The organism is Martinezella sp. CNPSo 3964, assembly GCF_057784375.1.
Map to the genome: position 1 here is coordinate 680,736 of NZ_JBXSOW010000001.1, position 25,351 is coordinate 706,086.

The following is a 25,351-nucleotide window of genomic DNA, read 5'->3' on the forward strand; positions in this document are numbered from 1 at the left end:
TCTTTATGCATTCGGTTTGCTTCGCTTAGCCGGCAAGGATGGCGAGCAGAAGCAGGGCCACGATGTTGGTGATCTTGATCGCGGGGTTGACGGCCGGGCCTGCCGTATCTTTGTAAGGATCGCCGACGGTGTCACCCGTGACCGATGCCTTATGGGCTTCCGAACCCTTCATATGGCGGGTTCCGTCCTTGTCGACGAAACCATCCTCGAAGCTCTTCTTGGCATTATCCCATGCACCGCCGCCCGACGTCATCGAAATGGCGACGAAGAGGCCGTTGATAATCACACCGAGCAGCGAAGCGCCGAGAGCGGCAAAGGCCGAGGCCTTGGAACCGGAGAGCAGCAGGACGCCGAAATAGACGACGACCGGCGCCAGAACCGGCAGGAGCGACGGGATGATCATTTCACGAATGGCGGCCTTGGTCAAAAGGTCGACGGCGCGGCCGTAGTCGGGACGCTCCGTACCCTGCATGATGCCGGGCTTTTCACGAAACTGCTTGCGAACCTCCTCCACGATCGCGCCTGCGGCACGGCCGACGGCGGTCATGGCGATACCGCCGAAGAGATAGGGGATGAGGCCGCCGAACAGCAGACCGGCAACGACATAAGGGTTCGAAAGCTCGAACGAGATCGTGCCGATATTGGCGAAGTACGGGTATTTGTCACCGTGAGCGGCAAAATATTGCAGATCGTTCGCATAGGCCGCAAACAAGACCAGCGCGCCGAGACCGGCCGAACCGATGGCATAGCCCTTGGTAACAGCCTTGGTGGTGTTGCCGACCGCATCCAGCGCATCGGTGGATTTGCGCACTTCCGGCGGCAGATGCGACATTTCCGCGATGCCGCCGGCATTATCCGTGACCGGGCCGAAGGCGTCGAGAGCGACGATCATACCGGCAAGGCCGAGCATGGCGGTGACCGCGATACCCGTGCCAAACAGGCCGCCAAGCTGGTAGGTGGCGATGATGCCGCCGACGATGACGATCGCCGGCAGCGCCGTCGACTCCAGCGAGACGGCAAGGCCCTGGATGACGTTGGTGCCGTGACCGGTGACCGACGCCTGGGCGATGGAATTGACCGGACGCTTGTTCGTGCCGGTATAATATTCGGTGATGACGACGATCAATGCGGTGACGATGAGGCCGACGATGCCGCAGGTAAAGAGCTTCGTACCGGTGATATCGAAGCCTGCGACGGTGCCGACCGAACCCCAGCCGATGGTCAGCGAGGTGGCTGCGGCCAGGCCGATGATCGACAGGACGCCGGTTGCGACGAGGCCCTTGTAGAGGGCACCCATGATCGAACCATTGACACCGAGCTTGACGAAGAAGGTGCCGATGATCGAGGTGATGATGCAGGTGCCGCAAATCGCCAGCGGATAGATCATGGCCGAGCCGAGGATCGGCGAGCCGGCGAAGAAGATCGCGGCAAGCACCATGGTCGCGACGACCGAAACGGCATAGGTCTCGAACAGGTCGGCCGCCATGCCGGCGCAATCGCCGACATTGTCGCCGACATTATCGGCGATGGTCGCGGGGTTGCGCGGATCATCTTCCGGAATGCCGGCTTCCACCTTGCCGACAAGGTCGCCGCCGACGTCGGCGCCCTTGGTGAAAATGCCGCCGCCAAGACGAGCGAAGATCGAAATCAGCGAAGCGCCGAAGCCGAGTGCGACCAGCGCATCGATGACATCGCGCGAGCCTGCTTCATGACCGAGAATGCCGGTCAGGACGTAGAAATAGATGGAGACGCCTAGCAGGGCGAGACCCGCAACCAGCATGCCGGTGATGGCGCCCGACTTGAAGGCGATATCGAGGCCTGCGGACAGGCTCTGCGACGAAGCCTGCGCGGTGCGGACATTGGCGCGCACGGAGACATGCATGCCGATGAAACCTGCGGCGCCTGAGAGGATTGCGCCGATCAGGAAGCCGAAAGCGGCTTCGGCCGACAAGAGAAGCCAGGCCGCGATGAAAACGATGACCCCGACGATGGCGATAGTTCTGTATTGGCGCGCCAGATAGGCTTGCGCTCCTTCACGAATATACCCGGCAATCTCCTGCATGCGGGCATTGCCCTGATCGGCAGCGAGCACCGACCGGGTTGCCCATACGGCATAAATCACCGAGAGCAGTCCGCATGCGATCACTCCTAAAAGAATCGACATTTCGCTTTTTCCCTCCAAAAAAGCCGGCGGTTCACTCCATCCCCCGGCCGCCTGCGACAACGGTCGGCCCCCTCCTCCAGGGGATCGGCTGATGTGCAGTTGCGAGATTGCTGTTGGGAAAACGCCGCGTCAAGACCGCCCGCAGGTAAAATACCCGCAGGAGGTTCAAAAGAACTTTCGCAGTTGAAATCAGGCGCGAATGAAGGAAACGAAAATGCGTTACGTCGCGATCCGAACGCTTGGCGAAGCTTATTTCTTCGCTTCGCCGCGAACCTGCTTGGCGATTCGGTCGAGCACGGCATTCACGAGCTTCGGCTCGTCCTCCTCGAAGAAGGCATGAGCGATCTCGACATATTCGGTGACGATGACCGGAACCGGCACGTCCTTGCGGTCGATAAGCTCGAAGGTGCCGGCACGCAGAATGGCGCGCACGGTGCTGTCGAGGCGCGACAGTGCCCAGTCGTCCTGAAGGGCGGAGCCGATCAGGGGATCCAGTCGGGTCTGCTCGCGCACGACGCCCGACACGATGGAGCGGAACCAGGATGCGTCGGCCTTCAGATAGGTCTCGCCATCCAGCTCCTGCCCGAGACGGTGGGCCTCGTATTCAGCCACCACCTCCAGAACGCCGGTTCCGCCGATATCCATCTGATAGAGCGCCTGAACCGCCGCGAGACGCGCTGCGCCCCGCTGGTTTGCTGGCTTTGCCGGTCGCTCGTTATCCTGATTGCTCATCTATTATGCACCCAACTTCTCTTTCAGCGCGATCATGGTCAGCGCCGCACGGGCGGCGAAACCGCCCTTATCCTTGTCCGAACGGCGCGCACGCGCCCATGCCTGCTCATCGTTCTCGACGGTGAGAATACCATTGCCGATCGCGAGAGATTCGCTGACGGCCAGATCCATCAGCGCCCGCGAGGATTCATTGGCGACGATATCGAAATGATAGGTCTCGCCGCGGATAACCATGCCAAGAGCGACATAGCCGTCATAAACAACATTACCATTGTCGCCGCCATCAAGCGCCATCGCAATTGCCGCCGGGATCTCAAGCGCGCCCGGGACTGTGACGATATCATAGGTCGCGCCAGCCTCGTCGAGAGCGGCCTTGGCGCCGTCGAGCAGGGCATCGGCCATATCATCATAGAAGCGAGCTTCGACGATAAGGATATGAGCATTGGAAGAGCTGGTCATATATCACCTGCGATTTGAGAGGGCGCGGCACCTTGTTAGGCCCGGGTCAAACCACGGCGGGCCTCGCTTGGCAAGTGTTTTTCAATGGCCCGCGCCGATTCCGACCCTATTTGGAAATGATCGGCGCACCGCGGAAATTGTGGCTTCCGCACACGCAACCGCTTCGATAATAATTTGAAGCCTGCGAGGGGGAGGTTCATGACGAAGAAATCCACACCCGCCGTCAATGTTGGCGAGCTTGAACTGGAACATTGGCAGCAAGGCAGCTTCTTTGCCGGCAGCGACACGTCCTTCGGGACGAAGCTCGGGCTGAAGCAGCTCGGCATCAGCTACAACGAGGTACCGCCGGGCAAATCCGGCTGTCCGTTTCACAATCATCATGTCGAGGAGGAGATGTTCGTCATTCTCGACGGCGAAGGCGAATATCGCTTTGGCGACCAGCGCATCGCGGTCAGCAAGGGTGATGTGCTCGGCGCTCCGGCCGGCGGCCCGGAAACGGCACATCAGCTGATCAATGTCGGCCCCAGCGTGCTCACCTATCTCGCCATTTCCACGAAGGCGCGAACCGAAATCGTCGAATATCCCGATTCCGGCAAGTTCCTGGCCAAAACCTATACCGACGGCAAAACGGCGTTCCGTGCCATTGGCCGCGCCGCTACCGCCAACCTCGATTATTGGGACGGCGAGCCCGGTGCCTCGAACGACTAACCATCACCAAGAACATTTTCGGCGAAGACCTAATCCGATGACCCATATTCCAACCCTGACGACCGACCGGCTCCTGCTGCGCGGCCATACACTTGATGATTTCGACGAATTCCTCGAGCTCTGGAAACACAAGGACATCGTCCGCTTCATCGGCGGCGAGATGCCGACACGTGAGCAGGTATGGGCTCGCCTACTGCGCTATGCCGGCCTATGGCATCATCTCGGCTTCGGTTTCTTTGCCGTCGAGGAACGCCAAAGCGGCCGATTGATCGGCGAAGTGGGGTTCCTCGATCTGCATCGCGACATGACGCCGATGACGGAAGGCACGCTGGAAGCCGGCTGGGGCATTACGCCGCCGATGCAGGGTAAGGGCTATGCGACGGAAGCCATGAATGCGGCGATCGCCTGGGCGGACAAGCAATTTGCAGGACGGCGCATGACCTGCATCGTCGATCTCGAGAACGTACCGTCACTGCGGGTTGCCGAAAAGATCGGCTTCCACCGTATCGGCGAACTCATGCTCAAGGACAGGTCCAACGCCATATTCGAACGATAGGCGTTGCGGGGGTAACTATCATGTCGGTTCCTCAGGATAGGTTTTCGGTCAAACGTTACGAACCAAGCGACACCCAAGCCACGATAGACATTTTCCTGCGGGCCATTCGCGAGGTCGCGTCGAAAGATTACAGCCCGGCGCAGATCGCCGCCTGGGCGAAGGTCGATGATCCCGAAATCTGGGCGCAGTACCGAGCTAGCCGGCCGACCTGGCTTGCAATGGATGGTTCTACACCCATCGGCTTCACCGACCTGAAATCGGATGGATGCCTCGATATGATGTTCGTTTCGCCCGACTATCAGGGAAAGGGTGTCGCCGGCCTGTTGCTTGCGACCGTCGAAAATGCGGCCCGTAAACAGGGCTTTCAGCGGATTTTCACCGAGGCGAGCCTGACCGCCCGCCCCTTCTTCGAGCGCAAGGGCTTTGTCGTCATGACCGCGCAGCAGGTAGAAAAGCGCGGCCAGATTCTGCCGAACTTCCTGATGGAAAAAACGATCGCATAAGCCGCCGAGGCGCGCTGAGCGCCTCCTTGGGGCAGCCTGTCCGTAAACCTCAGGATTCGCGGACGGCCGGGAATTCCGCCAGCCGTGCGGCATAACGCGCCATGGTGTCGACTTCGAAATTGACGAAATCGCCGGCCTTGCGCTCGCCCCAGGTCGTCACCTCCAGGGAATGGCGGATCAGCAGCACGTCGAATTCCGTACCCTCGACGGCATTGACCGTCAGCGAGGTGCCGTCGAGCGCGACCGAGCCCTTTGGCGCCACAAATCTTGCAAGATGCTCCGGCGCGCGCAGACGGAAGCGCGTAGCTTCGCCTTCGGCCGTTACCGAAAGAATTTCCGCCTTGCCGTCGATATGACCGGAAACGATATGGCCGCCAAGCTCGTCGCCGATCTTCAGCGAGCGCTCGAGGTTAATCTTGGCGCCTGCTTCCCAGGTGCCGATGGTCGTCAGGCGGAGCGCCTCTTCCCAGGCCTCGACCTCGAACCAGCGCCCGTTGCTACCCTCTTCCGGCAGTCCGGTCACCGTCAGGCAGACGCCGGCATGTGAAATCGAGGCACCCATGTCGATCGTCGCCGGATCGTAATTGGTGGCAACGCGCAGCTTGATGCCTTCCTGCATCGGGGAAATGGATTCGACCGTGCCGACGTCGGTGACAATTCCGGTAAACATCAAAAACCTCTTTCGTATTCGTCGCAGAGATCGTCGCCGAAGCGGCTCTCGCCGACATGCATAAAGTCAGCTGGGATATTGGACTTGAGGACGGGCGATTCAATACCGCCCTCGCCGATATCGGCCGGCCCCTGAAAGAGCAGGATGCGATCAACCAATCCGGCGTCGAGGAAACGCCGCGCCGTCTTGGCGCCGCCCTCCACCAGCAGCGACGAGATGCCGCGCGTACCCAGCGCCTCGAGCAGCTCTCCCGGCTCGCTGGAATTGGATTGCAGCACCTCGACACCGGCAGCGTCGAGCGCCGCGCGACGTCCGAGGAATGCGGCATCGGTATTGTCGTCGAAGGACGGCGGATGGCCGGCAACCGCGATGACCGGATATTGCCGAGCCGTGCGAACCAGCTTGCTGCCAAGGGGAAGCTGCAGCTCGTCGTCAATAACGATGCGCAGAGGCGAGCGGTCTTCCAGGCCGGGAAGCCGGCAGGTCAATTCCGGATCGTCTGATATCGCCGTGCCGATGCCGACGAGAATGGCGTCGCTCTCGGCGCGCAACATCTGTACCTGCGCCCGGGCGGCATCGCCGGTGATGCGGATCTGCCCCTCGCCCGTCTTGCCGATCATGCCATCGGCGGAAATGGCAAGCTTGAGAGTCACATAGGGCCGATTTCTCGTCTGGCGCATGAGATAGCCCGCGAGGGAGCGCCGGCCCTCCGTCTCCAGAATGCCGGTATCGACCTCGATGCCGGCCTCGCGCAGCATGGTGATGCCGCGCCCAGAGACTCGCTGGTCGGGATCGGTGACACTGATGACGACGCGCGCCACACCATAGGCGATCAGCGCTTCGGCACAGGGCGGCGTCTTGCCGTAGTGCGAGCAGGGTTCGAGCGTTACATAGGCAGTGGCGCCTCTTGCCGCCTCGCCCGCTTCGGCCAGCGCCTGAGGCTCGGCGTGCGGGCGCCCGCCGAGTGCGGTGACGCCGCTGCCGAGAATGACGCCATCCTTGACGATGAGGCAGCCGACGGAGGGATTGGTGGAGGTCAATCCCAGATGCCTGTGCGACAGGCGAATGGCCTCGGCCATGAAACGCTCGTCTTCAGGCCGTAGCGTCATGGTCAGGGATCCAACGGATCGCGGGCGATCTTTGCATTGATTTCGTCGATCACGTGCTCGAAATCCTCCGCATGCGAAAAATCGCGGTAGACGGAGGCATAGCGCACGAAGGCGACGTCATCGAGGCTCTTCAACGCTTCCAGCACCTGGAGGCCGATCTGCTCGGAGCTGATTTCGGTCTCGCCGGAGCTTTCGAGGCGCCGGACGATGCCGGACACGGCCCGTTCGATCCGGTCGCGATCGACCGGGCGCTTGCGCAGCGCGATCTCGAAGGAGCGTACCAGCTTGTCGCGATCGAACGGCACCTTGCGGCCGGTCTTCTTGATGACCATCAACTCGCGCAGCTGCACACGCTCAAAGGTGGTGAAGCGGCCGCCGCAATCCGGACAGATGCGCCGACGGCGGATGGACGTGTTGTCCTCCGCCGGGCGCGAGTCCTTGACCTGGGTGTCTTCTGAGCCGCAGTAAGGGCAGCGCATGCGCTCTCCTTAGCCCATGTAGCCGTACATCGGGAAGCGGTCGGTGAGCTTGACCACTTTCTCGCGCACGGCAGCCTCAACGGCTGCATTGCCTTCGTCGGAATTGGCGACCTTCAGGCCATCGAGCACTTCGATGATCAGATTACCGATTTCGCGGAATTCGGCTTCCTTGAAGCCGCGCGTCGTGCCGGCCGGGGTGCCAAGGCGAACACCTGACGTGACGAAAGGCTTTTCGGGATCGAACGGAATGCCGTTCTTGTTGCAGGTGACGTAGGCGCGGCCGAGTGCTGCTTCCGCACGCTTGCCGGTGGCGTTCTTCTTGCGGAGGTCGACCAGCATCAGGTGGTTGTCCGTGCCGCCGGAAACGACGTCGACACCGCCGGAGATCAGCGTTTCGGCGAGAGCCTTGGCGTTCTTGACGATCTGGGCAGCATAGTCCTTGAAATCGGGCTGCAGCGCTTCGCCGAGGGCAACGGCCTTGGCGGCGATGACGTGCATCAGCGGGCCGCCCTGGAGACCGGGGAAGACGGCCGAGTTGAACTTCTTCGCCAGATCCTCGTCATTGGTGAGGATCATGCCGCCGCGCGGGCCGCGCAGCGACTTGTGCGTGGTCGTGGTGGCCACGTGGCAATGCGGGAATGGCGACGGATGCTGGCCACCGGCAACGAGACCGGCAATGTGGGCCATGTCGACCATCAGGTAGGCGCCGACGCTATCGGCGATCTCGCGGAAGCGCTTCCAGTCCCAGATGCGGGAATAGGCCGTGCCGCCGGCGATGATGAGCTTGGGCTTGTGCTGCTCGGCCTTGCGCTGCACTTCGTCCAAGTCGAGCAGGTTGTCGCCTTCGCGCACGCCGTAGGACACGACGTTGAACCACTTGCCGGACATGTTGACCGGCGAGCCGTGCGTGAGGTGACCGCCCGAATTGAGGTCGAGGCCCATGAAGGTATCGCCCGGCTGCAGGAGCGCGAGGAAGACGGCCTGATTCATCTGCGAACCGGAATTCGGCTGGACGTTGGCGAAGTTGACGCCGAACAGCTTCTTGGCGCGCTCGATGGCGAGCTCTTCGGCGATATCGACGTACTGGCAGCCGCCATAGTAGCGCTTGCCCGGATATCCCTCGGCATACTTGTTGGTCATGATCGAGCCCTGCGCTTCCAGAACGGCGCGCGAGACGATGTTTTCGGAGGCGATCAGTTCGATTTCGTGCCGCTGGCGACCGAGCTCCTTGCCGATCGCGCCAAAGATTTCCGGATCGGTATCGGCAAGCGAGCGATTGAAGAAGGGTTCGGTGGACGCATTGGTCATCGTGAAAGCTCCTGAACGGGCCGGAACGGCAATGCAAACGGTATTAGCGTCAGGGTCGCCGGAGAGCAATACGACCAGCGACATTTGCTGGGCATTCTACGCAGAGCAGTGTCAGCCAATGAAAAAGCCGCATCAAAAGACGCGGCTTCGATAGGAATTGCGTGGGAATGCCGATTACTGAACCGGCTGTTCCATGCCTTGGGTCGTGTCGAGCGCCAACTGGGAATTGCCGTCGAGATTGTAGATGTCATCGCGGAACTGGACGATGCCGTCGCGGGCACTCCAGGCGGAGATGTAGACGAAATAGACCGGGACTTCCGACGCCAGCGTAATCGGCGTGTTGACGCGGGTGGAGATGACCTGCTCGATGTGCTGGCGCGGCCAACCCGGAGTTTCGGCCAACAGCCAGGTCGCCAGGTCGCGCACGTTCTGAACGCGCACACAGCCCGAGCTGTCGAAGCGCATCAGCTTGTTGAACAAGCCCTGCTCCGGCGTATCGTGCATATATTCGTTATTGGGGTTATGGAAGTTGATCTTCGTGGACGCCATGGCGTTGGTCTTGCCCGGATCCTGGCGGAACATCAGGTCCGGCGCCTTGTCCGAATTCCAATCGATCGTCTCAGGCGCAACTTCCTGACCCTTGCCGTCGAGAAGACGGATATTGCTTCTCGTCAGATAGGTCGGATCCTTCCGCATGAGCGGCATGATATCCTTGATGATGATGGAGCGGGGCGCCGTCCAGTACGGGTTGAGGATGACCTCATAGATCTTCGAATTGATGATGTGCGTCGGTCGCGATTCCCGGCCGACGATCGCCTCGTGGCGCAAGGCCACCTGACCGTCCTCTACGGCTTCGACGCGCGTCGCCGGGATGTTGACCATGACGTGACGACGGCCGAGATCGGACGGGAATGTCTGAAGGCGAACGAGATTGGTGTTCAGCTGCTGCAGGCGAATGTTGGCGGGGATATTCATCGCCTTCAGCGTGAAATCGCCAATGACACCATCCGGCGGCAGGCCATGACGGGCCTGAAAACGCTTTACGGCCCCGTCTACGTAGGAATCGAACGACGACGAAATGCCCGCCTCGCGCGGCAGGTCACCTGAAACCATCAGATGTTGGCGAAGCGCCTGCACGGCCGGATCGGTGACGCCAAGCTGAAGCGGCTGCTGGCTGGTCGGATTGATCTGCGGCCAGCCGCCATTGGCAACGATGCTTTGATACTGGGCAATCGCCTGCTGAATGTTCGGCACGGAATCAGGCCCGAGGATTGGCGTGTTCGACTGGACGGCGGCGGCCGTACGCGCCGCGGCCTTGGCGTCGAACTGATCGTCCCAATTACCGCGAGAACGGTCGTTGATCAGCGCTTCAAGCGGGGTCGCGTTCTGCGCGAGAGCCGGAGCAGCCAGTGCGGCAGCGCCAAGAGTTGCAGCCGACCGCAGGAAAGCGCGGCGCGAAAAGGGTCCAATTCCGTTTTTCTTCGACATATCCTAACCGTTCGACGCTGCGATCCAATCATGCGCAGCCTAGAGAGGAAGCAGTAAATAGCGCAAGCTTGCGCCAAGTAACGTGGCTCAGTATCAATCCGTTCTCTTGATGCACCACCAAAATCTTGGCCACGAACTATCACAATATCGCGAAGCCAAGATCTTCAGGTCGGAAGATCGTATTTCGAGAACGCTGCTTGCAGTCGATTTCCGCTGTCATAGCAATATGGCCAATTCGTGTCTCCCGGCATGAAACTTGCCTTGCCATGCGAGGGCGGAAGAGAAGCCAAACTGCTTTTGCTAAAATACCACAGCTGCGGGTGGTTCATAGCGTGTCTTCATCCGGCGTCAATGGCTTAGCCGCCCGGGACGTTACATGTGACGGAAGGTGAAGCGCGGACGTGGCAAAAAGCGCACAACGGCCGGGCCGGCAACGCGCTCAAGCCGGACACGCAGGGAAACGTGTCCAGCTTGTTTGACTGGAAGATCTCGCGATCGTTCCGCTGTGCTCGCTCACATGCGGTAAGCGATGCTGTCGTTCCAGAAGCGGTCCAGGCGCTGCAGCAGCTTGTTCATCTGGGTGAATTCGTCGGTGCCGATGCCGCCGACCTTGTCGATCGAGCCGATGTGGCGCTCATAGAGCTTGGCAACGGTTTCGGCGATGTCCTGGCCCGTTTCCGTCAGGCTGATGCGGACCGAGCGACGGTCGATGCGCGAGCGCTGATGGTTGATGAAGCCGAGGTCGACCAGCTTCTTGACGTTGTAGGAAACGTTGGAGCCGAGGTAGAAACCGCGAGAGCGCAGTTCGCCGGCCGTCAGCTCGGAATTGCCGATGTTGAAAAGGAGAAGTGCCTGGACGGCGTTGACGTCGTCACGACCCTGACGGTCGAACTCGTCCTTGATAACATCAAGCAGGCGGCGGTGCAGACGCTCGACCAGGTGAAGGGATTCCATGTAGAGAGCCCGGATGTCATCAACCTGCTGATCCCGAGCGTTTGCAACTGCCTGCGGCTTGATTTTCGTGTTCATCATGACTTGGCCTCACTCTGTTTTGTTTGGCGGTGTCGTTTTCTTCCCGCCTTGAGTGAGACCCTATCGAATACACATAAAATTCTACTTAAACTGCAGGCTTAACAGCACCTTACCAGGAAGCGTTGCTGTCTCAGGGTAAATCAACCATTACCTGCTGCTGGCGACGCCGGCGTTTCTCCTGCCACAACAGGACACGGAAAAGGCAATAAATAACTGCGACGCAGGCATGCAGGATCATGATCAGCGGATTGGATCCGAATATCTCCGGCCAGACGCCATACATCAGCCCCTGCCCGCCCGCGGCCAGCACCCACATGACCGGCCCCCAGGAGACGGTGAGCCATAATCCGAGGGCTGCGACCGGGAAAACCACGGCAAGCCCCGCGCCCGCGACCTTCCAGGGTAGAGCGAGCAGATCGAAGCGGGCATGGCCTCCGAGCGAGTAGCCGACCAGCATCGCCCAATATTGCAGGCCGAGCCAGAAGCAGGCGATCGCGATCAGCCGCAGGAACAGCACGAACAGGATGTCCGTCAGCGTATTCTTGGGTACGGTCGAAGAATCAGGTTCCATGCGCGAACAATACGTATGAGGCATCTGCCTCGCCAGAATATAATGGCTGCGGCCTTTCGCCTGGTTTTGAATCCTGGGGACAGCGTGATAGGTACGCGGCCTATAGAGTGCCCTAAATAAATGAAGAAGGATGGCGGCATCATGGAGAACAAGACGCATCTCGTCGACGAGATCACCGGGCATCGCCGCATGCGGCGCAACCGCAAGGCCGATTGGACGCGCCGCCTCGTGCAGGAAAACCGGCTGACGGTCGATGATCTCATATGGCCGATCTTCCTCATCCCTGGCAACGGCATCATCGAGCCGATCCCGGCAATGCCGGGCGTCAATCGCATGACTGTGGACAAGGCCGTGGAAGCGGCGAAGGAAGCGGCCGATCTGGGCATTCCCGCACTCGCCACCTTCCCGAATATCGAGATGGAGCTGCGCGACGAGACCGGCTCCAACAGCCTCGAGAAGAACAACCTCATCAATCTTGCCAGCGCCGCGATCAAGAAGGCCGTGCCCAATATCGGCGTCATCACCGACGTCGCCCTCGATCCTTTCACCAGCCACGGCCATGACGGCATCCTGCGCGGCAACGAGATCGTCAACGACGAGACGGTCGAACAGGTGGCGCGCGCCGCCGTCTATCAGGCGGATGCCGGCGCCGATATCATCGCGCCTTCCGAAATGATGGACGGCCGCATCGGTGCGATCCGCCAGGCGCTCGACGCCGCCGGCCACCAGAATGTCGGCATCATGAGCTACGCGACGAAGTTCAGCTCGGCATTTTACGGCCCCTACCGCGAGGCGATTTCGACCGGCGGCCTGCTGAAGGGCGACAAGAAGACCTATTATATCGACCCAGCCAACGGCACCGAAGCCGTGCGCGACGCCACGCTCGACGTCGAAGAAGGCGCCGATATGCTGATGGTCAAGCCCGGCCTACCCTATCTCGACATCTGTTGGCGGCTGAAGGAAGCCTTCGGCCTTCCGACCTTCGCCTACCAGGTCTCCGGCGAATACGCGATGATAAAGGCCGCCGCCGCCAATGGCTGGATCGACGGCGACCGGGTGATGCTCGAAACCCTGCTCGCCTTCAAGCGCGCCGGCTGCGATGGCATCCTTACCTATTTCGCCATGGATGTGGCACGACATCTGGCGAGAAAATAGTTTCGACCCACGGGTTGGCGGCCTGCTTATTGTATTTGCAGGCCCTGACACCATATGTTCGGCAAATGTTTCCCAAGGAGGAAAGCAATGAGCCTGAACCCCAGCCCGCTTTATGCAGCACCGGACGACTGGCGCGCCTATAGTGGCGTGCTGAGCCGGCGCATCTTCGCCTTCATCGTCGATTACATCATCGTCGCGCTGCTGTGCATTCCCGCGGCAGTGCTGCTGTTTTTCGTTTCGATCCTGACGCTGGGGCTCGGCTTCTTCCTCTATCCGGTGCTCTTCGTCCTGGTTGCCGGCCTCTATTTCGGCTGGACGCTCGGCGGTCCCTATCAGGCATCGCTCGGCATGCGGGCCATGGGCCTCACCATGGTTCGCGTCGACGGCCGGCGAATGGATTTCCTGACGGCGATCGTCCATCTGGCGCTGTTCTGGATCCTGAACTCCGTTCTGACGCCGCTCATCTTGCTGGTGGGCCTCTTCACCGACCGCAGCCGGCTGGTGCATGACCTGCTGCTCGGCACCGTCATCGCCCGGACGGCGTAAAACAACGCATAATCATGGGACACCGCAAGATCTCCTGTGGAGCCAACGGGCGCGCGGGAGATATTTCTGTGCATGGTCAATTAGGAAACTTCGATCTTTAGCGAAGGACGTAGTTGACGTTTTCTAAACTTGAGCCATGCTTGTAGAAAACGGGTGCCGAGAGAAAGGTCAATCAACGGCAGATGAACACGCAGTCGACGCCATCTCCGCAGTTTTATCTGACGGCACCGGCTTCCTGCCCGTACTTGCCGCACGAGATGGAACGCAAGGTCTTTACGCACCTTGTCGGTCCCCGCGCCGCAGAGATGAACGATATTCTGACCCAGGGCGGCTTCAGGCGCTCGCAGAACATCGCCTACCGTCCAGCCTGCGAATCCTGCAGGGCCTGCATATCGGTGCGCATCCTCGCCCAGGAATTCGAGCCTACCCGATCGATGAAACGGGTGCTGACCGCCAACAGCGATATCATCGCCACCGAATTTCCGGCACAGCCTTCCAGCGAGCAATATTCGCTCTTCCGCCGCTATCTCGACTATCGCCACCAGCAAGGCGGCATGTCCGACATGACCGTGCTCGATTATGCGATCATGGTCGAAGACACGCATGTGAATACCCGCATCATCGAATATCGCCGCCGCGAGGAAGGGGCCGGGCTGGAGCAGCGCCCGAAGGGCGAACTGCTGGCTGCTGCCTTGACCGATGTGATGAGCGATGGGCTGTCGATGGTCTATTCCTACTTCAACCCTGATCTCGACGAGCGATCGCTCGGCACCTTCATGATTCTGGATCACATCAAGCGGACCAAAGCTCTTGGGCTGCCGCACGTCTATCTCGGATACTGGGTCAAGGGTTCGCGCAAGATGGATTACAAGACACGCTTCCAGCCTCAGGAGCATCTGACGCAACGCGGCTGGGAACGTTTCGATCCCGCCGCCGACGGCGACAAGGATAGCTCGCGCTGAATGTTTGCCCATCTCTCGGATCATAAGAAGGGCCTGCTGCTGACGACGCTCGGCGGCCTCGTCCTGTCGATGGACATACCGCTGATCCGGCTCTCCAGCGGCGAAGTCTGGTCCGTGCTGTCGGTCCGCAGCCTTGCGACCATCGTCGTGGCGCTCGCGGCTCTCGTCGTCATCCGCAGGGTTACGGGTTCACTGCAGCGCGCCCTGCCGGGATGGCTTGGAATTCCCGTCGGTTTCTTCTACGGGCTGACCACCATCACCTTTCTTCTCGCCGTCTATTATACCAAGGCGGCGAATGTGGTCTTCATCATCGCGCTCAACCCGATGTTCACCGCGCTGCTCTCCTGGATCTTCCTCAAGGAGCGCCCTGCCCTTTCGACCTTCATCACCATGGCGGTCATGATTTTGGGGGTTGGCCTCATCGTCGGGGATGGCATGGAGGCGGGACACCTGCTTGGCGATGCTCTCTCGGTTATCGCCTCGTTTTCCATTGCCTGCGCCATCACGATCAGCCGTGCGTCAGGTCGGGATATGGGCTTTGCATCCTTGCTGGCAGCCGTCATTCCCGCGGCGGTCGGGCTCTACCATGTGGCACCCTCGGGCTTTTCCATCGATCATCCAGGCTGGATACTTTTCGACGGCGCTGTGCTGATGCCCCTCTCCTTCTGGTGCCTTGCGACAGGCACGCGCTTTCTCTCGGCGCCGGAAGTGGCAATGTTCTATCTGCTGGAAACGATCCTCGCGCCAATCTGGGTCTGGCTGATATTCGCGGAGGCGCCGACCAACATGACGCTTGCCGGCGGTGCTATCCTGATCCTGGCGCTTGCCTCCCACTCGGTCTGGCAGGCGCGGGTCAAAGCGAGAGCGGCGCTGGCGACGCAGGGCCTTGCACATTGAAGTGCCACCCGCCCAATGTTATAACTAGGTTATTACATTGGAGCTGAGACATGAACGTCACCATCCGCAAGATAGGCAATTCCGAAGGCGTTATAATTCCGAAAGAAGTCCTTCAGAGGCTTGGCTTGAAAAATGGCGATGCCTTGGAGATACGTGAAGTGAACGGCAACATCGAGTTGGTTCCGGAGCGTGCCGACCTGGCTGAGCAATTGCGGGCTGCAAGGCTTGGCATGCAGAAATATCGTGCTGCCCTGCGCGAACTCGCAAAATGAATGGCTATAAGTGGCTATCCCGTGAAGCCGTTGAGATTATGCACGAGGAGCAGATCGCCGAACATGGTGGATTGCCGGGCCTAAAGGACGAGAATGCCTTGGAAGCCGCAATAGCGCGTCCATTGAACAAGGCCGCATATGGCGAGAATGATCCATTCGCTTTGGCTGCGGCCTACCTTTATGGCCTCACGCGGAACCATCCTTTTTCCGATGGAAATAAAAGAACTGGATACCTAGCAGCTTTCACATTCCTCTACATCAACGGCTATTTGATTGAAGCCGACGATGGAACGATTGTGGCCTTCGTACTAGGCGTCGCCGCCGGTGAAATAGATGAAATAGGTGCAACGCAATTTCTGAAAGATTTCTGCGTTCCGCTATCCGGATGACAACTGCACAAGCCGCCCCTCGTCAAAGCTCAGGGCGTTCGTCGCTGCAATCGACCCATCGGGCCGATTGCCTTTAGCTCAGCTCAACCAGGCTTTACCCAGAAAACCTGCCGCTTCTCGGGAAGCCCTTCGGTACGGCTCGGCCGGCGCCGGCGCGGTCGGCCAGCCATTCCACCAGCTCGTCCTTGGTCTTGGTGAAGGTGCGGCCGGCGCTGTCTTCCCAGGTCAGACCATCAGCAATCAGGAAGCATCTGATATCGGCGATACCGCCATCCTTGTATTTCTGCAGGCGCACGCCCTTGCCGCGCGACATTTCCGGCACCTGCGAGAGCGGGAAGATGACCATCTTGCGGTTCTCGCCGACCACAGCGACGTGATCGCCGGAGATCGGAACCAGAAGCTTGGTCTCGTCCGGATAGGAGACGTTCATGATCTGCTTGCCCTTGCGGGTATTGGCGACCAGTTCCGCCTCGGGCACGATGAAGCCGTTGCCGGCCGTCGAGGCGATCATCTGCTTGCGCTGGGGATCGTGGACGAAAGCTGTCAGCACGTCCTGATCGTTTTCCATGTCGATCATGATGCGCAGCGGCTCACCATGGCCGCGGCCGCCGGGCAGCTTGTCGCCGCCGAGCGTGTAGGCCTTGCCGCCCGTGGTGATGATGAGGATCTTGTCCGTGGTCTGCGCCGGGAAGGCGACCTTCAACCCGTCGCCTTCCTTGAAGGTCAGCGAAGACGTATCGGAGATGTGGCCCTTGAGGGCACGGATCCAGCCCTTTTCCGAGACGACGACCGTGATCGGCTCCTTCTCGATCATCGCCTGCTGGATGGCAGCGTCATCGGCTTCGGGTGCTTCGGCAAACTGCGTGCGGCGGCGGCCGATCTCGGTCGCCTTGGCGAATTTCTTCTTCACCTCGCCGATTTCCCAGGACACCGTCTGCCACTGCTTCTCTTCCGAAGCGAGCAGTGCCTCGATATCGGCCTTCTCCTTGGTCAGTCCGTCGAATTCCTTGCGGATCTCGAATTCTTCCAGCTTACGCAAGGAGCGCAGCCGCATGTTGAGGATCGCCTCGACCTGATTGTCCGTGAGGCCAAACCGCTCCATCATGACGGGCTTCGGCTCATCCTCCTCGCGGATGATGGCGATGACCTCATCGATGTTGAGATAGGCGACCAGCAAGCCACCGAGGATTTCGAGGCGCTTTTCGATGGCAGCGAGCCGGAAGCGCGAACGGCGAAGCAACACCTCGCGGCGATGGTCCAGCCACTCCTTCAGCACCTCGTTCAGCGCCATGACCTTGGGAATGCGGCCCATGGACAGGACGTTCAGGTTGAGCGGGAAGCGGCTCTCCAGCTCCGTCAGCTTGAACATCGATTCCATCAGGATCGTCGCGTCGACCGTGCGGCTCTTCGGCACAAGAACGACGCGGATATCCTCTGCGGATTCATCACGGATGTCCTCGAGCAGCGGCAGCTTGCGCGCGAGCAGCAACTCAGCAATCTTTTCGATGAGCCGCGACTTCTGCACCTGGAACGGAATTTCCGTGACAACGATCTGATAGCCGCCACGACCCAGATCCTCGATCTCCCACTTGGACCGGACACGGAAGCCGCCGCGGCCGGTCTTGTAGCTTTCTATAATGCTTTGCCGATCGTCGATAATGATGCCGCCGGTCGGAAAGTCGGGACCTGGAATATACAGTTCCACCAGCTTCTCGACCGTCGCGTCGCGATCCTTGATCAGATGCAGGGCGGCGTCGCAAAGCTCGTGGGCATTGTGCGGCGGGATAGAGGTCGCCATGCCGACCGCGATGCCCGAAGAGCCGTTGGCGAGCAGATTGGGAAAAGCCCCGGGCAGAACGATCGGCTCGGAATTCGACTCGTCATAGGTGTCGCGGAAATCCACCGCGTCCTGGTCGATGCCTTCGAGCAGCAGTTCGGAAACCGCCGTCATCTTGGATTCGGTGTAGCGCATCGCGGCCGGGCTATCGCCGTCGATATTGCCGAAATTGCCCTGCCCGTTGACAAGCGTATAGCGCTGCGAGAAATCCTGCGCCAGACGCGCCAGCGCATCGTAGATCGACTGGTCGCCATGCGGGTGATAGTTACCCATCACTTCGCCGACGATCTTGGCGCATTTGCGGAAGGCGGCATTGGGGCGCAGCCCCATCTCGCTCATGGCATAGACGATGCGGCGATGCACCGGCTTCAGCCCGTCGCGAACGTCCGGAAGCGCGCGTTGCGTAATCGTCGACAAGGCATAGGCCAGGTAGCGCTCTTCGAGCGCCGCCTTCAGATCGACCGGAAGGATGTTGTCGTCGCCGTCACTGGGCGGCGGTGTCAGATTTTTTCCCATGGCCCTTGACTATAAGAGATGACGATTCACGGCAAGAAATCAGCCGAAAGCACCTGTGGATGAAGGCGTTTCACGCATATTGATGCATGGCTATCGATACATTTTTGCTGCACTTGCACTCTACGTTCATTGTCATTGGATTTTCAGAGAAAGATCAATATAAGTCAGCGCAGTACACGCTCAATCTGTACACCCCCGCCAATATACCACCGGCTCAACGAGGAACGCCATCATGACTTTCTATCGGACCACGCGGCTGATGCTGTGCAGTGCCGCCATCCTGTCTTTCGCCAGCTCGGCCTTTGCGCTCGACGGCAATGATCTGCTGAAGAAGATCAACGACGTCTACGGCCAGCAGGGCGGTTCGATTGCTGCCACGGGCATCGACGTCGACGGCAGCACGGTGACGCTGAAGGGCGCAAGCTTCAAGGCAGCCGGCATGGACGACGGCATCCCGATCGGCGACATCACCATGGACGGCGTCGAGGAAAACAATGGCGGCTACACGATCGAGGAAATCGATTTCGCAGATGTCGATTTCAACAAGGACGGCGCCTCCGTTTCCGCCACCGACCTCAAGCTGAGCGGCGTCGAAATCCCGGCCGATACGAGCAAGGGCGACCTGAGCTCGCTGCTCTACTACAAGAGCGCCCACGCCGGCGCCGTGTCCGTGACCAAGGACGACACCGAAGTGTTCTCGATCGAGGGCGCCGACGCCAACATGAAGAGGCGCGACGACAAGTCGGGCCTCGACTTCGACGCCAAGATCAACGGCATCAAGGCCGATCTCAGCAAGGTCGACGATGCGAAGACCAAGGAAGCAATCGAAGCGCTGAAGCTGCAGCAGATCGACGGCACCGTCTCCATGAAGGGCAGCTGGGAAATCGGACCCGGCACGATCGACATCACCGAATATTCCTTCGATTTCAGGGATATCGGCAAGCTGAACCTCGCCTTCAGCATTTCCGGCTACACGCCCGCCTTTGCCAAGTCGATGCAGGAAGCGCTGAAGACGGTTCGCTCCAACCCGAACCAGCAGGAAGCGCAGCAGTCCGCCGGCCTCGCCATGCTTGGCCTGCTGCAGCAGCTGACGTTCAACAGCGCAACGATTCGCTTCGACGATGCGTCCATCACCACGCGCGCGCTCGATTTCGCCGGCAAGCAGCAGGGCGTCAGCGGCAAGCAGCTGGCCGATACGCTGAAGGCAATGACACCGATCATGATGGCGCAGCTCAACATTCCGGAACTGCAGAACGCCGTTTCCACGGCCGTCAGCTCCTATCTCGACAACCCGAAGAGCATGACGGTGACGGCTGCTCCGGGCAAGCCGGTTCCGGTTCCGATGATCATCGGTGCTGCCATGGGCGCACCGCAGACGATCCCGCAAGTCATCGGCCTCAAGGTTTCCTCGAACGACTAATCGGTCGCTCTCGATGCAATTCCGAAACCCGGCGATCTCGGTCGCCGGGTTTTTCTTTGCCTGAGCCCTGGCTCGTTATTGCAGTTGATATTTCCTCAGTTCGGCCAACGCATGGGACATCAGACCAAGCAACTCTTCAGTTGTTGCACCATCTCGCGCCTGAACGGACATGCCTTGCACAATCGCCCCCAGGAAACGCGCTAGGGAACGGGCGCTGGTATCCGGCCGCATATCCCCCTCCGCGATACCGCGCTCGATGCGGGCGGTGAAGATATCCAGCGTCTGCAGGCGCATCGATGCGACGTGATGGGCGATCGGCTCGTTTTCCTCGGCGCAGTTCAGCACCGCAGTCGAGATCATGCAGCCTTTCGGATGCTCCGGGGCCGTGAAGATCCTGGCGGAATTCGTCAGAAAGCGCTCGAAGGCCGTCACCGTATCCAACTTATCCTGAAAGGGATTGCCGGGCTCCGGCCGCCGCATGCGGCGATATTGATCGAGCGTCTCGCGATAAAGCTCCGCTTTCGAACCGAAGGCGGCATAGAGGCTTTGCGGCGTGATGCCCATCGCAGCCGTCAGATCGGCGATGGAGGAGCCGTCATAGCCATGCTTCCAGAAGGTATCTCGCGCCGAGGCAAGAACCGTCTCGCGATCGAAGGCAGGCGGCCGCCCACGCTTGCGCGGTGCAGGATTTTCCATCTCTTCAATATTTTTCACAATGGTCACTCTAGAATTATTTCCTGACTTGAGTTATTCAGGAATGGTCATTGTGATTATAGAAGGTTTTGCCCCATGAGTCTTCCCCTGGAAAATTCCGCGCGTCCCGGCGACGGCAGCCTTGCTGAAGGCGTCGATGCCGCGATCAATTCCGCCCTCGTGGACAAGAGGCTGGTCGGGACCGTCGTTCTGATCGCTCGGGACGGAGAGCTGGTCCACACCCGCGCCGCCGGTCTGGCGGATCGGGAAAACAAGGTGGCGATGCGCGAAGATGCGATCTTCCGCCTTGCCTCGATTACCAAGCCGATCGTCACCATTGCCGCCATGCGGCTCGTCGAGCAGGGCCGCATCGGCCTCGACGATCCGATCACCAAATGGCTGCCGGATTTCCGGCCGCGGCTGCCGGATGGCGGCGAAGCCACCATTCTCATCCGGCACCTCCTCACGCACACATCCGGACTGGGCTATACATTCGCGGAAGAGCAAGACGGCCCCTATCATCGCGCCGGCGTCTCCGATGGCCTGGACACGCCGGGCCGATCGGTGGCCGACAACCTCAAACGCCTCGCCAGCGCGCCACTTCTCTTTGCGCCCGGTGAAGACTGGCGCTACTCGCTGGCGATGGATGTGCTTGGCGGCATTATCGAAAGGGAAACGGGCAGCGCTCTCGGCGATGCCGTTGCAAAGCTTGTCATGAAGCCGCTCGGCCTGTCCGACACAGCCTTCTCGGTGCGCGACCGCAACCGCCTGACAGCCAATTATGTGAACGGAACTCCCGAGCCGCAGCGAATGGAAGACGGCACGCTTGTTCCGATATTCGACGGTGTGATCCGCTTCGTGCCGGACAGGATTTTCGATCTCACCTCCTACCACTCCGGCGGCGCGGGAATGGCTGGGACGGCAAGCGATATCCTTGCCATTCTTGAGACCATACGTAAGGGCGGCGCACCGCTGCTGTCTGCCGATACTGTGAAGACCATGATGGCCGATCAGGCGGGCGGCCACATGGATGCGCAGCAGGCCGGCTTCGGTTTCGGCTATGGCTGGTCCATCGTCCTTGACCCCGTGGTCGCGCAAGTCCCATTCTCGGCTGGCACGATCAAGTGGGGCGGCGTCTACGGCCACAGCTGGTTCGTCGATCGCGAGAAAGGCCTCACGGTAGTCGCCCTGACCAACACGGCGCTAGAAGGCATGTGGGGGCAGTTCACCACTGATCTCGCCAAGGCGGTCTATGCGGCGATCTAACGGAGATCAGCAGGCAAACAAAAACCCGGCGATTTCGGTCGTCGGGTTTTGCATTTCGTGAAGTCTTAGAGGACTTAGTCCTTCTTGACCGGCGGGACCGGGCGAATAGCCAGTTCGCGAAGCTGTGTCGGCGTTGCGGCCGAAGGAGCGCCCATCAGTAGATCCTGTGCCTGCTGGTTCATCGGGAACAGCGAGATCTCGCGCAGGTTCTTGGCGCCGACCAGCAGCATGACGATACGGTCAATACCGAAGGCCGCGCCGCCGTGCGGAGGCGCGCCATACTGGAAGGCACGGTAGAGACCGCCGAAGCGCTCTTCGACGTCGGTCTGGCTGAGGCCGACCTTTTCGAAGGCGGCGACCATGGTTTCCGGCGACTGGTTACGGATCGAGCCCGAAGCGATTTCGAAGCCGTTGCAGACCGCGTCGTACTGGAACGCCTTGATCGTGAGCGGATCCTGGTTCTGCAGCGCCTCAAGGCCGCCCTGCGGCATCGAGAACGGGTTGTGGGCGAAATCGACCTTCTTTTCTTCCTCGCTCCATTCGAAGAACGGGAAGTCGACGATCCAGCACAGCTCGAAGCGGTCGCGATCGACCAGATTCAGCTCTTCGCCGGCTCTTGTGCGGGCTTCGCCGGCAAACTTGTAGAACTTGGAAGGATCGCCGGCGACGAAGAAGCAGGCGTCGCCGTCATCGAGGCCGAGCTGGGTGCGGATCGCATCCGTGCGCTCTTCGCCGATGTTCTTGGCAAGCGGGCCAGCGCCTTCGAGCTTCTCGCCTTCCTTGCGCCAGAAGATGTAGCCGAGACCCGGCTGACCCTGGCTCTGCGCCCAGGCGTTCATGCGGTCGCAGAAGGCACGCGAGCCGCCGGTCTTGGCCGGGATGGCCCAGACTTCGACCTTCGGGTTGGAGGCGATCATGTTGGCGAAGACCTTGAAGCCCGAGCCCGCGAAATGCTCGGTGACGGCTTCCATGACGATCGGGTTGCGCAGGTCCGGCTTGTCGGAGCCGTACTTGCGGATGGCGACGTCATAGGGGATGCGTGGCCATTCCTTGGTGACCGGCTTGCCTTCGGCAAACTCTTCGAACACCTGGGTCATCAGCGGACCCATCGTGTTCCAGACGTCTTCCTGCGTCACGAAGCTCATTTCGAGGTCGAGCTGATAGAATTCGCCCGGCAGACGGTCGGCGCGCGGGTCTTCGTCACGGAAGCACGGCGCGATCTGGAAATAGCGGTCGAAACCGGCAACCATCAGCAGCTGCTTGTACTGCTGCGGCGCCTGCGGCAGCGCGTAGAAGGTGCCGGGATGGATGCGGCTCGGCACGAGGAAGTCGCGCGCGCCTTCCGGCGACGAGGCCGTCAGGATCGGGGTGGTGTATTCGGTGAAGCCGACATCGCCCATGTGTCGGCGCATCGAGGAGATAACCTGCGTGCGCTTGACGATGTTCCGGTGCAGCGTTTCGCGACGAAGATCGAGGAATCGATACTTCAGGCGGACGTCTTCCGGATAGTCCGGCTCGCCGAAAACCGGCAGCGGCAATTCCTTGGCGGCGGAGAGCACTTCGATCTCCTGAGCGTAAAGCTCGATCTCACCGGTCGGCATGTTCTTGTTGACGGTGTCTTCCGTACGGGCCTTCACCAGGCCGTCTATGCGGATGACCCATTCGCCGCGAACGGTTTCGGCGAGCTTGAAGGCCGGAGAATCAGGGTCTGCAACGACCTGGGTGATGCCGTAGTGATCGCGCAGGTCGATGAACAGCACGCCGCCATGATCTCGGACGCGATGAACCCAGCCGGAGATGCGGACGGTCGAACCGACGTCGGACTTGCGCAGGGCGGCGCATGTGTGGCTGCGATAGCGATGCATAGTATATATCCTGGGCTTGGCGGGCGGTGGCGCAAGGACATGCAAACCCCTCGCCCGCCGACGAGAAAATCGGGCGGAAAAGCGCATGGCGCGCCCGATTTGTCAAGGCTCGAACGCCGGAAGTCGCCTCAAAGCTGTTTTCAGTCGTCGCCCATATCGACATCCGCAAGTAGCCGATGCGGCAGTTTGGCTACCTCGATGCTATTGCTGAACAACGAAGTCAACTTTAAACAGGCATCGATAGATCTTCGCCCCCGGAGCCTGACATGCCGATCCTCACCCGCCGCAATCTGCTCAAAGCTTCAGCCGTTGCCGGCGCCTATGGCGTTGGCATTGGTATCGCTGGAAAATTTTCGGGCAAGGCGGTGGCGGCCGAGCCGCGAGTGCTGAAGACCGCAAAGATCGAAGCCAGTCTTACTGATGGTGGCGTGACGAAAAGCGTGCTGAGCTATGGCGAGGCAGGCATGCCGCCGGTCGTGCGCATGAAGAAAGGCGAATCCTTCGCCGCCCGACTCATCAACGGCATCGATGATCCGACCACCATCCATTGGCATGGCATCCGGCTCCCCAATAACATGGATGGTGTGCCGTTCCTCACGCAGCCCTATGTCTATACCGGCGATCATTTCGACTACGCCTTTACGCCGCCCGATGCCGGCACCTTCTGGTATCACCCGCATTGCAACACGCTGGAGCAGATGGGTCACGGCATGACTGGCGTCATCGTTGTCGAAAACCCCAAGGATCCGGCATTCGATTCGGAAGTCGTGCTTAATCTGCGCGACTGGCGGTTGGGTGGCGACGGGCAGTTCATCGCGCAGTTCCGCCCGCGCGATGCGGCCAAGTCGGGCACCTATGGCACAGTGCGGACCGCGAACTGGCAGCAGGAGCCGCAATATGACGCGCCCTCCGGCGGGCTAGTGCGCCTGCGTATCGCCATCACCGATGTCACGCGCATCTATTCCTTCCGCATGGAGGGCGCCGAGGCGACCGTGATCGCGATCGACGGCAATCCCGTGCCGCAGCGTTTTCCACTCGATCTTCTGCAGCTCGGGCCGGGACAACGGCTGGAGCTTGCCGTGCGCATGCCCGACAGCGAAGGCGCGATCGTCAAGCTCGAAGATATCAAGGGCACCAATCCGAAGGTGCTGGCGACACTCCGCGCAGTCGGCACCTCCTTGAAGCGCGATGTCCGCGATCTGGCGCTGCTCGAAAGCAATCCCGTGCAGAAGGCCGATCTCGGCTCGGCCACCCATATTCCGCTGATCCTCAGCTCGACCGCGGAAAATACCGCGGACAACACCATATGCGGCTCGCTCGGCTACAGCTTCTGGGCCATCAACAAGGTTCCATGGCCGGGCGACACCCCCGATCCCACAGCGCCGCTTGCCGAACTCAAGCTCGGCAAGAGCTATGTCATCGATATGGAAAACGTCACGCCGCACAGCCATCCCATCCATCTGCACGGAATGAGCTTCACGGTCCTCTCGTCATCGACGAGGCAGGTGCAGCCTTTCGTCTCCGACACCTATCTGATCCAGCCAGATGAGAAGGTGCAGCTTGCCTTCGTTGCCGACAATCCCGGCGACTGGCTGCTGCATTGCCATATCATCGAGCATCAGAAGACCGGCATGACGAGCTACGTGCGCGTGGCATAGGCGGTCGCCGAGCCACCTCGATTGCAGGCGGTCTAGGTCGAAGCCGTCACAGTTCCCGGCAATTTCAGCGAAAAGCGAAACGCGGCAAAGGCTTTG

25 protein-coding genes are annotated in these 25,351 nt (G+C 60.4%); 12 read left to right on the top strand and 13 right to left on the bottom strand.

Annotated elements, in window-relative coordinates; all coding sequences use genetic code 11:
• Window positions 1–25 precede the first annotated feature (25 nt).
• From AC13Q5_RS03335 to AC13Q5_RS03345, 3 genes are all read right to left on the bottom strand, one after another.
• A complete protein-coding gene (locus tag AC13Q5_RS03335) occupies window positions 26–2,164 on the bottom strand; it encodes a sodium-translocating pyrophosphatase (RefSeq protein ID WP_075852229.1) in 2,139 nt (712 codons plus the stop codon).
• Between the two features lie 249 nt (window positions 2,165–2,413).
• Window positions 2,414–2,896: a transcription antitermination factor NusB gene (gene nusB / locus AC13Q5_RS03340; protein ID WP_047627120.1), complete on the bottom strand. Its 483-nt coding sequence runs from the start codon at window positions 2,894–2,896 to the stop codon at window positions 2,414–2,416.
• A gap of 3 nt (window positions 2,897–2,899) precedes the next feature.
• Entirely contained in the window at window positions 2,900–3,355 is a 456-nt protein-coding gene (locus AC13Q5_RS03345) for a 6,7-dimethyl-8-ribityllumazine synthase (protein ID WP_075852228.1), read from the bottom strand.
• A gap of 198 nt (window positions 3,356–3,553) precedes the next feature.
• On the opposite strand from AC13Q5_RS03345, the gene AC13Q5_RS03350 reads away from it, so the two are divergent.
• Genes AC13Q5_RS03350 through AC13Q5_RS03360 form a run of 3 tightly spaced genes read left to right on the top strand, consistent with a single transcriptional unit; the run spans window position 3,554 to window position 5,122 of the window.
• Complete coding sequence (locus AC13Q5_RS03350) at window positions 3,554–4,063, top strand: cupin domain-containing protein (protein ID WP_075852227.1); 510 nt, start codon at window positions 3,554–3,556, stop codon at window positions 4,061–4,063.
• Between the two features lie 37 nt (window positions 4,064–4,100).
• Window positions 4,101–4,619, top strand: a complete 519-nt coding sequence (locus AC13Q5_RS03355) for a GNAT family N-acetyltransferase (protein ID WP_075852226.1) — start codon at window positions 4,101–4,103, stop codon at window positions 4,617–4,619.
• A 20-nt stretch (window positions 4,620–4,639) separates the two neighbouring features.
• Entirely contained in the window at window positions 4,640–5,122 is a 483-nt protein-coding gene (locus tag AC13Q5_RS03360) for a GNAT family N-acetyltransferase (RefSeq protein ID WP_488500837.1), read from the top strand.
• A 49-nt stretch (window positions 5,123–5,171) separates the two neighbouring features.
• Here AC13Q5_RS03360 and AC13Q5_RS03365 read toward each other — a convergent pair whose 3' ends face one another.
• The 7 genes from AC13Q5_RS03365 to AC13Q5_RS03395 all read right to left on the bottom strand — a co-directional run bounded on the left by AC13Q5_RS03365 (window position 5,172) and on the right by AC13Q5_RS03395 (window position 11,779).
• A complete protein-coding gene (locus AC13Q5_RS03365) occupies window positions 5,172–5,792 on the bottom strand; it encodes a riboflavin synthase (protein ID WP_488500838.1) in 621 nt (206 codons plus the stop codon).
• Window positions 5,792–6,901, bottom strand: coding sequence for a bifunctional diaminohydroxyphosphoribosylaminopyrimidine deaminase/5-amino-6-(5-phosphoribosylamino)uracil reductase RibD (ribD, locus tag AC13Q5_RS03370; protein ID WP_488500839.1), 1,110 nt, complete (start codon window positions 6,899–6,901; stop codon window positions 5,792–5,794). The genes AC13Q5_RS03365 and ribD overlap by 1 nt, the downstream gene beginning before the upstream one ends.
• 2 nt (window positions 6,902–6,903) lie before the next feature.
• Window positions 6,904–7,380, bottom strand: a complete 477-nt coding sequence (gene nrdR, locus AC13Q5_RS03375) for a transcriptional regulator NrdR (protein ID WP_015339425.1) — start codon at window positions 7,378–7,380, stop codon at window positions 6,904–6,906.
• A gap of 9 nt (window positions 7,381–7,389) precedes the next feature.
• Window positions 7,390–8,688 carry a serine hydroxymethyltransferase gene (gene glyA, locus AC13Q5_RS03380; RefSeq protein WP_075852222.1) on the bottom strand — a complete coding sequence of 433 codons (1,299 nt, stop codon included), beginning with the start codon at window positions 8,686–8,688 and terminating at the stop codon, window positions 7,390–7,392.
• Window positions 8,689–8,862: 174 nt separating this feature from the next.
• The gene (locus AC13Q5_RS03385) at window positions 8,863–10,176 is read right to left on the bottom strand and encodes a L,D-transpeptidase family protein (RefSeq protein ID WP_075852221.1); all 1,314 of its coding nucleotides are present in this window, start codon (window positions 10,174–10,176) and stop codon (window positions 8,863–8,865) included.
• A 513-nt stretch (window positions 10,177–10,689) separates the two neighbouring features.
• Window positions 10,690–11,205 (bottom strand): transcriptional regulator LdtR, encoded by a 516-nt coding sequence (gene ldtR / locus AC13Q5_RS03390; protein ID WP_041677845.1) that lies wholly within the window; start codon window positions 11,203–11,205, stop codon window positions 10,690–10,692.
• Between the two features lie 133 nt (window positions 11,206–11,338).
• Complete coding sequence (locus AC13Q5_RS03395; RefSeq protein WP_075852220.1) at window positions 11,339–11,779, bottom strand: DUF6163 family protein; 441 nt, start codon at window positions 11,777–11,779, stop codon at window positions 11,339–11,341.
• A gap of 141 nt (window positions 11,780–11,920) precedes the next feature.
• On the opposite strand from AC13Q5_RS03395, the gene hemB reads away from it, so the two are divergent.
• The 6 genes from hemB (at window position 11,921) to AC13Q5_RS03425 (ending at window position 16,000) form a co-directional block, all read left to right on the top strand.
• Window positions 11,921–12,934 carry a porphobilinogen synthase gene (gene hemB / locus AC13Q5_RS03400; RefSeq protein WP_488500840.1) on the top strand — a complete coding sequence of 338 codons (1,014 nt, stop codon included), beginning with the start codon at window positions 11,921–11,923 and terminating at the stop codon, window positions 12,932–12,934.
• 87 nt (window positions 12,935–13,021) lie between these two features.
• Window positions 13,022–13,480 (top strand): RDD family protein, encoded by a 459-nt coding sequence (locus AC13Q5_RS03405; RefSeq protein ID WP_075852219.1) that lies wholly within the window; start codon window positions 13,022–13,024, stop codon window positions 13,478–13,480.
• A 182-nt stretch (window positions 13,481–13,662) separates the two neighbouring features.
• Complete coding sequence (locus tag AC13Q5_RS03410) at window positions 13,663–14,442, top strand: arginyltransferase (RefSeq protein WP_488500841.1); 780 nt, start codon at window positions 13,663–13,665, stop codon at window positions 14,440–14,442.
• On the top strand, window positions 14,443–15,339 hold the full coding sequence (locus AC13Q5_RS03415; protein ID WP_488500842.1) for a DMT family transporter: 897 nt from the start codon (window positions 14,443–14,445) through the stop codon (window positions 15,337–15,339).
• A gap of 50 nt (window positions 15,340–15,389) precedes the next feature.
• Window positions 15,390–15,611, top strand: coding sequence for an AbrB/MazE/SpoVT family DNA-binding domain-containing protein (locus AC13Q5_RS03420; protein ID WP_481410216.1), 222 nt, complete (start codon window positions 15,390–15,392; stop codon window positions 15,609–15,611).
• Window positions 15,608–16,000, top strand: a complete 393-nt coding sequence (locus AC13Q5_RS03425; protein WP_488500843.1) for a type II toxin-antitoxin system death-on-curing family toxin — start codon at window positions 15,608–15,610, stop codon at window positions 15,998–16,000. The genes AC13Q5_RS03420 and AC13Q5_RS03425 overlap by 4 nt, the downstream gene beginning before the upstream one ends.
• A 94-nt stretch (window positions 16,001–16,094) precedes the next feature.
• Here AC13Q5_RS03425 and parC read toward each other — a convergent pair whose 3' ends face one another.
• Window positions 16,095–18,353 carry a DNA topoisomerase IV subunit A gene (gene parC, locus AC13Q5_RS03430; RefSeq protein ID WP_488500844.1) on the bottom strand — a complete coding sequence of 753 codons (2,259 nt, stop codon included), beginning with the start codon at window positions 18,351–18,353 and terminating at the stop codon, window positions 16,095–16,097.
• Window positions 18,354–18,585: 232 nt separating this feature from the next.
• Here parC and AC13Q5_RS03435 point away from each other — a divergent pair, with 232 nt between their 5' ends.
• Window positions 18,586–19,773 (top strand): hypothetical protein, encoded by a 1,188-nt coding sequence (locus AC13Q5_RS03435; RefSeq protein WP_488500845.1) that lies wholly within the window; start codon window positions 18,586–18,588, stop codon window positions 19,771–19,773.
• A gap of 75 nt (window positions 19,774–19,848) precedes the next feature.
• Here AC13Q5_RS03435 and AC13Q5_RS03440 read toward each other — a convergent pair whose 3' ends face one another.
• On the bottom strand, window positions 19,849–20,496 hold the full coding sequence (locus AC13Q5_RS03440) for a TetR/AcrR family transcriptional regulator (protein WP_488500846.1): 648 nt from the start codon (window positions 20,494–20,496) through the stop codon (window positions 19,849–19,851).
• Between the two features lie 66 nt (window positions 20,497–20,562).
• Between AC13Q5_RS03440 and AC13Q5_RS03445 the strand changes: the two genes are divergently transcribed.
• Entirely contained in the window at window positions 20,563–21,732 is a 1,170-nt protein-coding gene (locus AC13Q5_RS03445) for a serine hydrolase domain-containing protein (RefSeq protein ID WP_488500847.1), read from the top strand.
• 74 nt (window positions 21,733–21,806) lie between these two features.
• Here the strand turns inward: AC13Q5_RS03445 and aspS are convergent, their stop codons facing one another.
• Window positions 21,807–23,597, bottom strand: a complete 1,791-nt coding sequence (aspS, locus tag AC13Q5_RS03450) for an aspartate--tRNA ligase (protein WP_075852212.1) — start codon at window positions 23,595–23,597, stop codon at window positions 21,807–21,809.
• 266 nt (window positions 23,598–23,863) lie between these two features.
• Here aspS and AC13Q5_RS03455 point away from each other — a divergent pair, with 266 nt between their 5' ends.
• Window positions 23,864–25,255 carry a multicopper oxidase family protein gene (locus AC13Q5_RS03455; RefSeq protein ID WP_075852210.1) on the top strand — a complete coding sequence of 464 codons (1,392 nt, stop codon included), beginning with the start codon at window positions 23,864–23,866 and terminating at the stop codon, window positions 25,253–25,255.
• The last annotated feature ends 96 nt before the right edge of the window (window positions 25,256–25,351 follow it).

Coding starts and splice junctions, on each gene's coding strand:
- AC13Q5_RS03335 (WP_075852229.1), bottom strand. CDS start 2,164: ATGTCGATTCTTTTAGGAGTGATCGCATGCGGACTGCTCTCGGTGATT.
- nusB (WP_047627120.1), bottom strand. CDS start 2,896: ATGAGCAATCAGGATAACGAGCGACCGGCAAAGCCAGCAAACCAGCGG.
- AC13Q5_RS03345 (WP_075852228.1), bottom strand. CDS start 3,355: ATGACCAGCTCTTCCAATGCTCATATCCTTATCGTCGAAGCTCGCTTC.
- AC13Q5_RS03350 (WP_075852227.1), top strand. CDS start 3,554: ATGACGAAGAAATCCACACCCGCCGTCAATGTTGGCGAGCTTGAACTG.
- AC13Q5_RS03355 (WP_075852226.1), top strand. CDS start 4,101: ATGACCCATATTCCAACCCTGACGACCGACCGGCTCCTGCTGCGCGGC.
- AC13Q5_RS03360 (WP_488500837.1), top strand. CDS start 4,640: ATGTCGGTTCCTCAGGATAGGTTTTCGGTCAAACGTTACGAACCAAGC.
- AC13Q5_RS03365 (WP_488500838.1), bottom strand. CDS start 5,792: ATGTTTACCGGAATTGTCACCGACGTCGGCACGGTCGAATCCATTTCC.
- ribD (WP_488500839.1), bottom strand. CDS start 6,901: ATGACGCTACGGCCTGAAGACGAGCGTTTCATGGCCGAGGCCATTCGC.
- nrdR (WP_015339425.1), bottom strand. CDS start 7,380: ATGCGCTGCCCTTACTGCGGCTCAGAAGACACCCAGGTCAAGGACTCG.
- glyA (WP_075852222.1), bottom strand. CDS start 8,688: ATGACCAATGCGTCCACCGAACCCTTCTTCAATCGCTCGCTTGCCGAT.
- AC13Q5_RS03385 (WP_075852221.1), bottom strand. CDS start 10,176: ATGTCGAAGAAAAACGGAATTGGACCCTTTTCGCGCCGCGCTTTCCTG.
- ldtR (WP_041677845.1), bottom strand. CDS start 11,205: ATGAACACGAAAATCAAGCCGCAGGCAGTTGCAAACGCTCGGGATCAG.
- AC13Q5_RS03395 (WP_075852220.1), bottom strand. CDS start 11,779: ATGGAACCTGATTCTTCGACCGTACCCAAGAATACGCTGACGGACATC.
- hemB (WP_488500840.1), top strand. CDS start 11,921: ATGGAGAACAAGACGCATCTCGTCGACGAGATCACCGGGCATCGCCGC.
- AC13Q5_RS03405 (WP_075852219.1), top strand. CDS start 13,022: ATGAGCCTGAACCCCAGCCCGCTTTATGCAGCACCGGACGACTGGCGC.
- AC13Q5_RS03410 (WP_488500841.1), top strand. CDS start 13,663: ATGAACACGCAGTCGACGCCATCTCCGCAGTTTTATCTGACGGCACCG.
- AC13Q5_RS03415 (WP_488500842.1), top strand. CDS start 14,443: ATGTTTGCCCATCTCTCGGATCATAAGAAGGGCCTGCTGCTGACGACG.
- AC13Q5_RS03420 (WP_481410216.1), top strand. CDS start 15,390: ATGAACGTCACCATCCGCAAGATAGGCAATTCCGAAGGCGTTATAATT.
- AC13Q5_RS03425 (WP_488500843.1), top strand. CDS start 15,608: ATGAATGGCTATAAGTGGCTATCCCGTGAAGCCGTTGAGATTATGCAC.
- parC (WP_488500844.1), bottom strand. CDS start 18,353: ATGGGAAAAAATCTGACACCGCCGCCCAGTGACGGCGACGACAACATC.
- AC13Q5_RS03435 (WP_488500845.1), top strand. CDS start 18,586: ATGACTTTCTATCGGACCACGCGGCTGATGCTGTGCAGTGCCGCCATC.
- AC13Q5_RS03445 (WP_488500847.1), top strand. CDS start 20,563: ATGAGTCTTCCCCTGGAAAATTCCGCGCGTCCCGGCGACGGCAGCCTT.
- aspS (WP_075852212.1), bottom strand. CDS start 23,597: ATGCATCGCTATCGCAGCCACACATGCGCCGCCCTGCGCAAGTCCGAC.
- AC13Q5_RS03455 (WP_075852210.1), top strand. CDS start 23,864: ATGCCGATCCTCACCCGCCGCAATCTGCTCAAAGCTTCAGCCGTTGCC.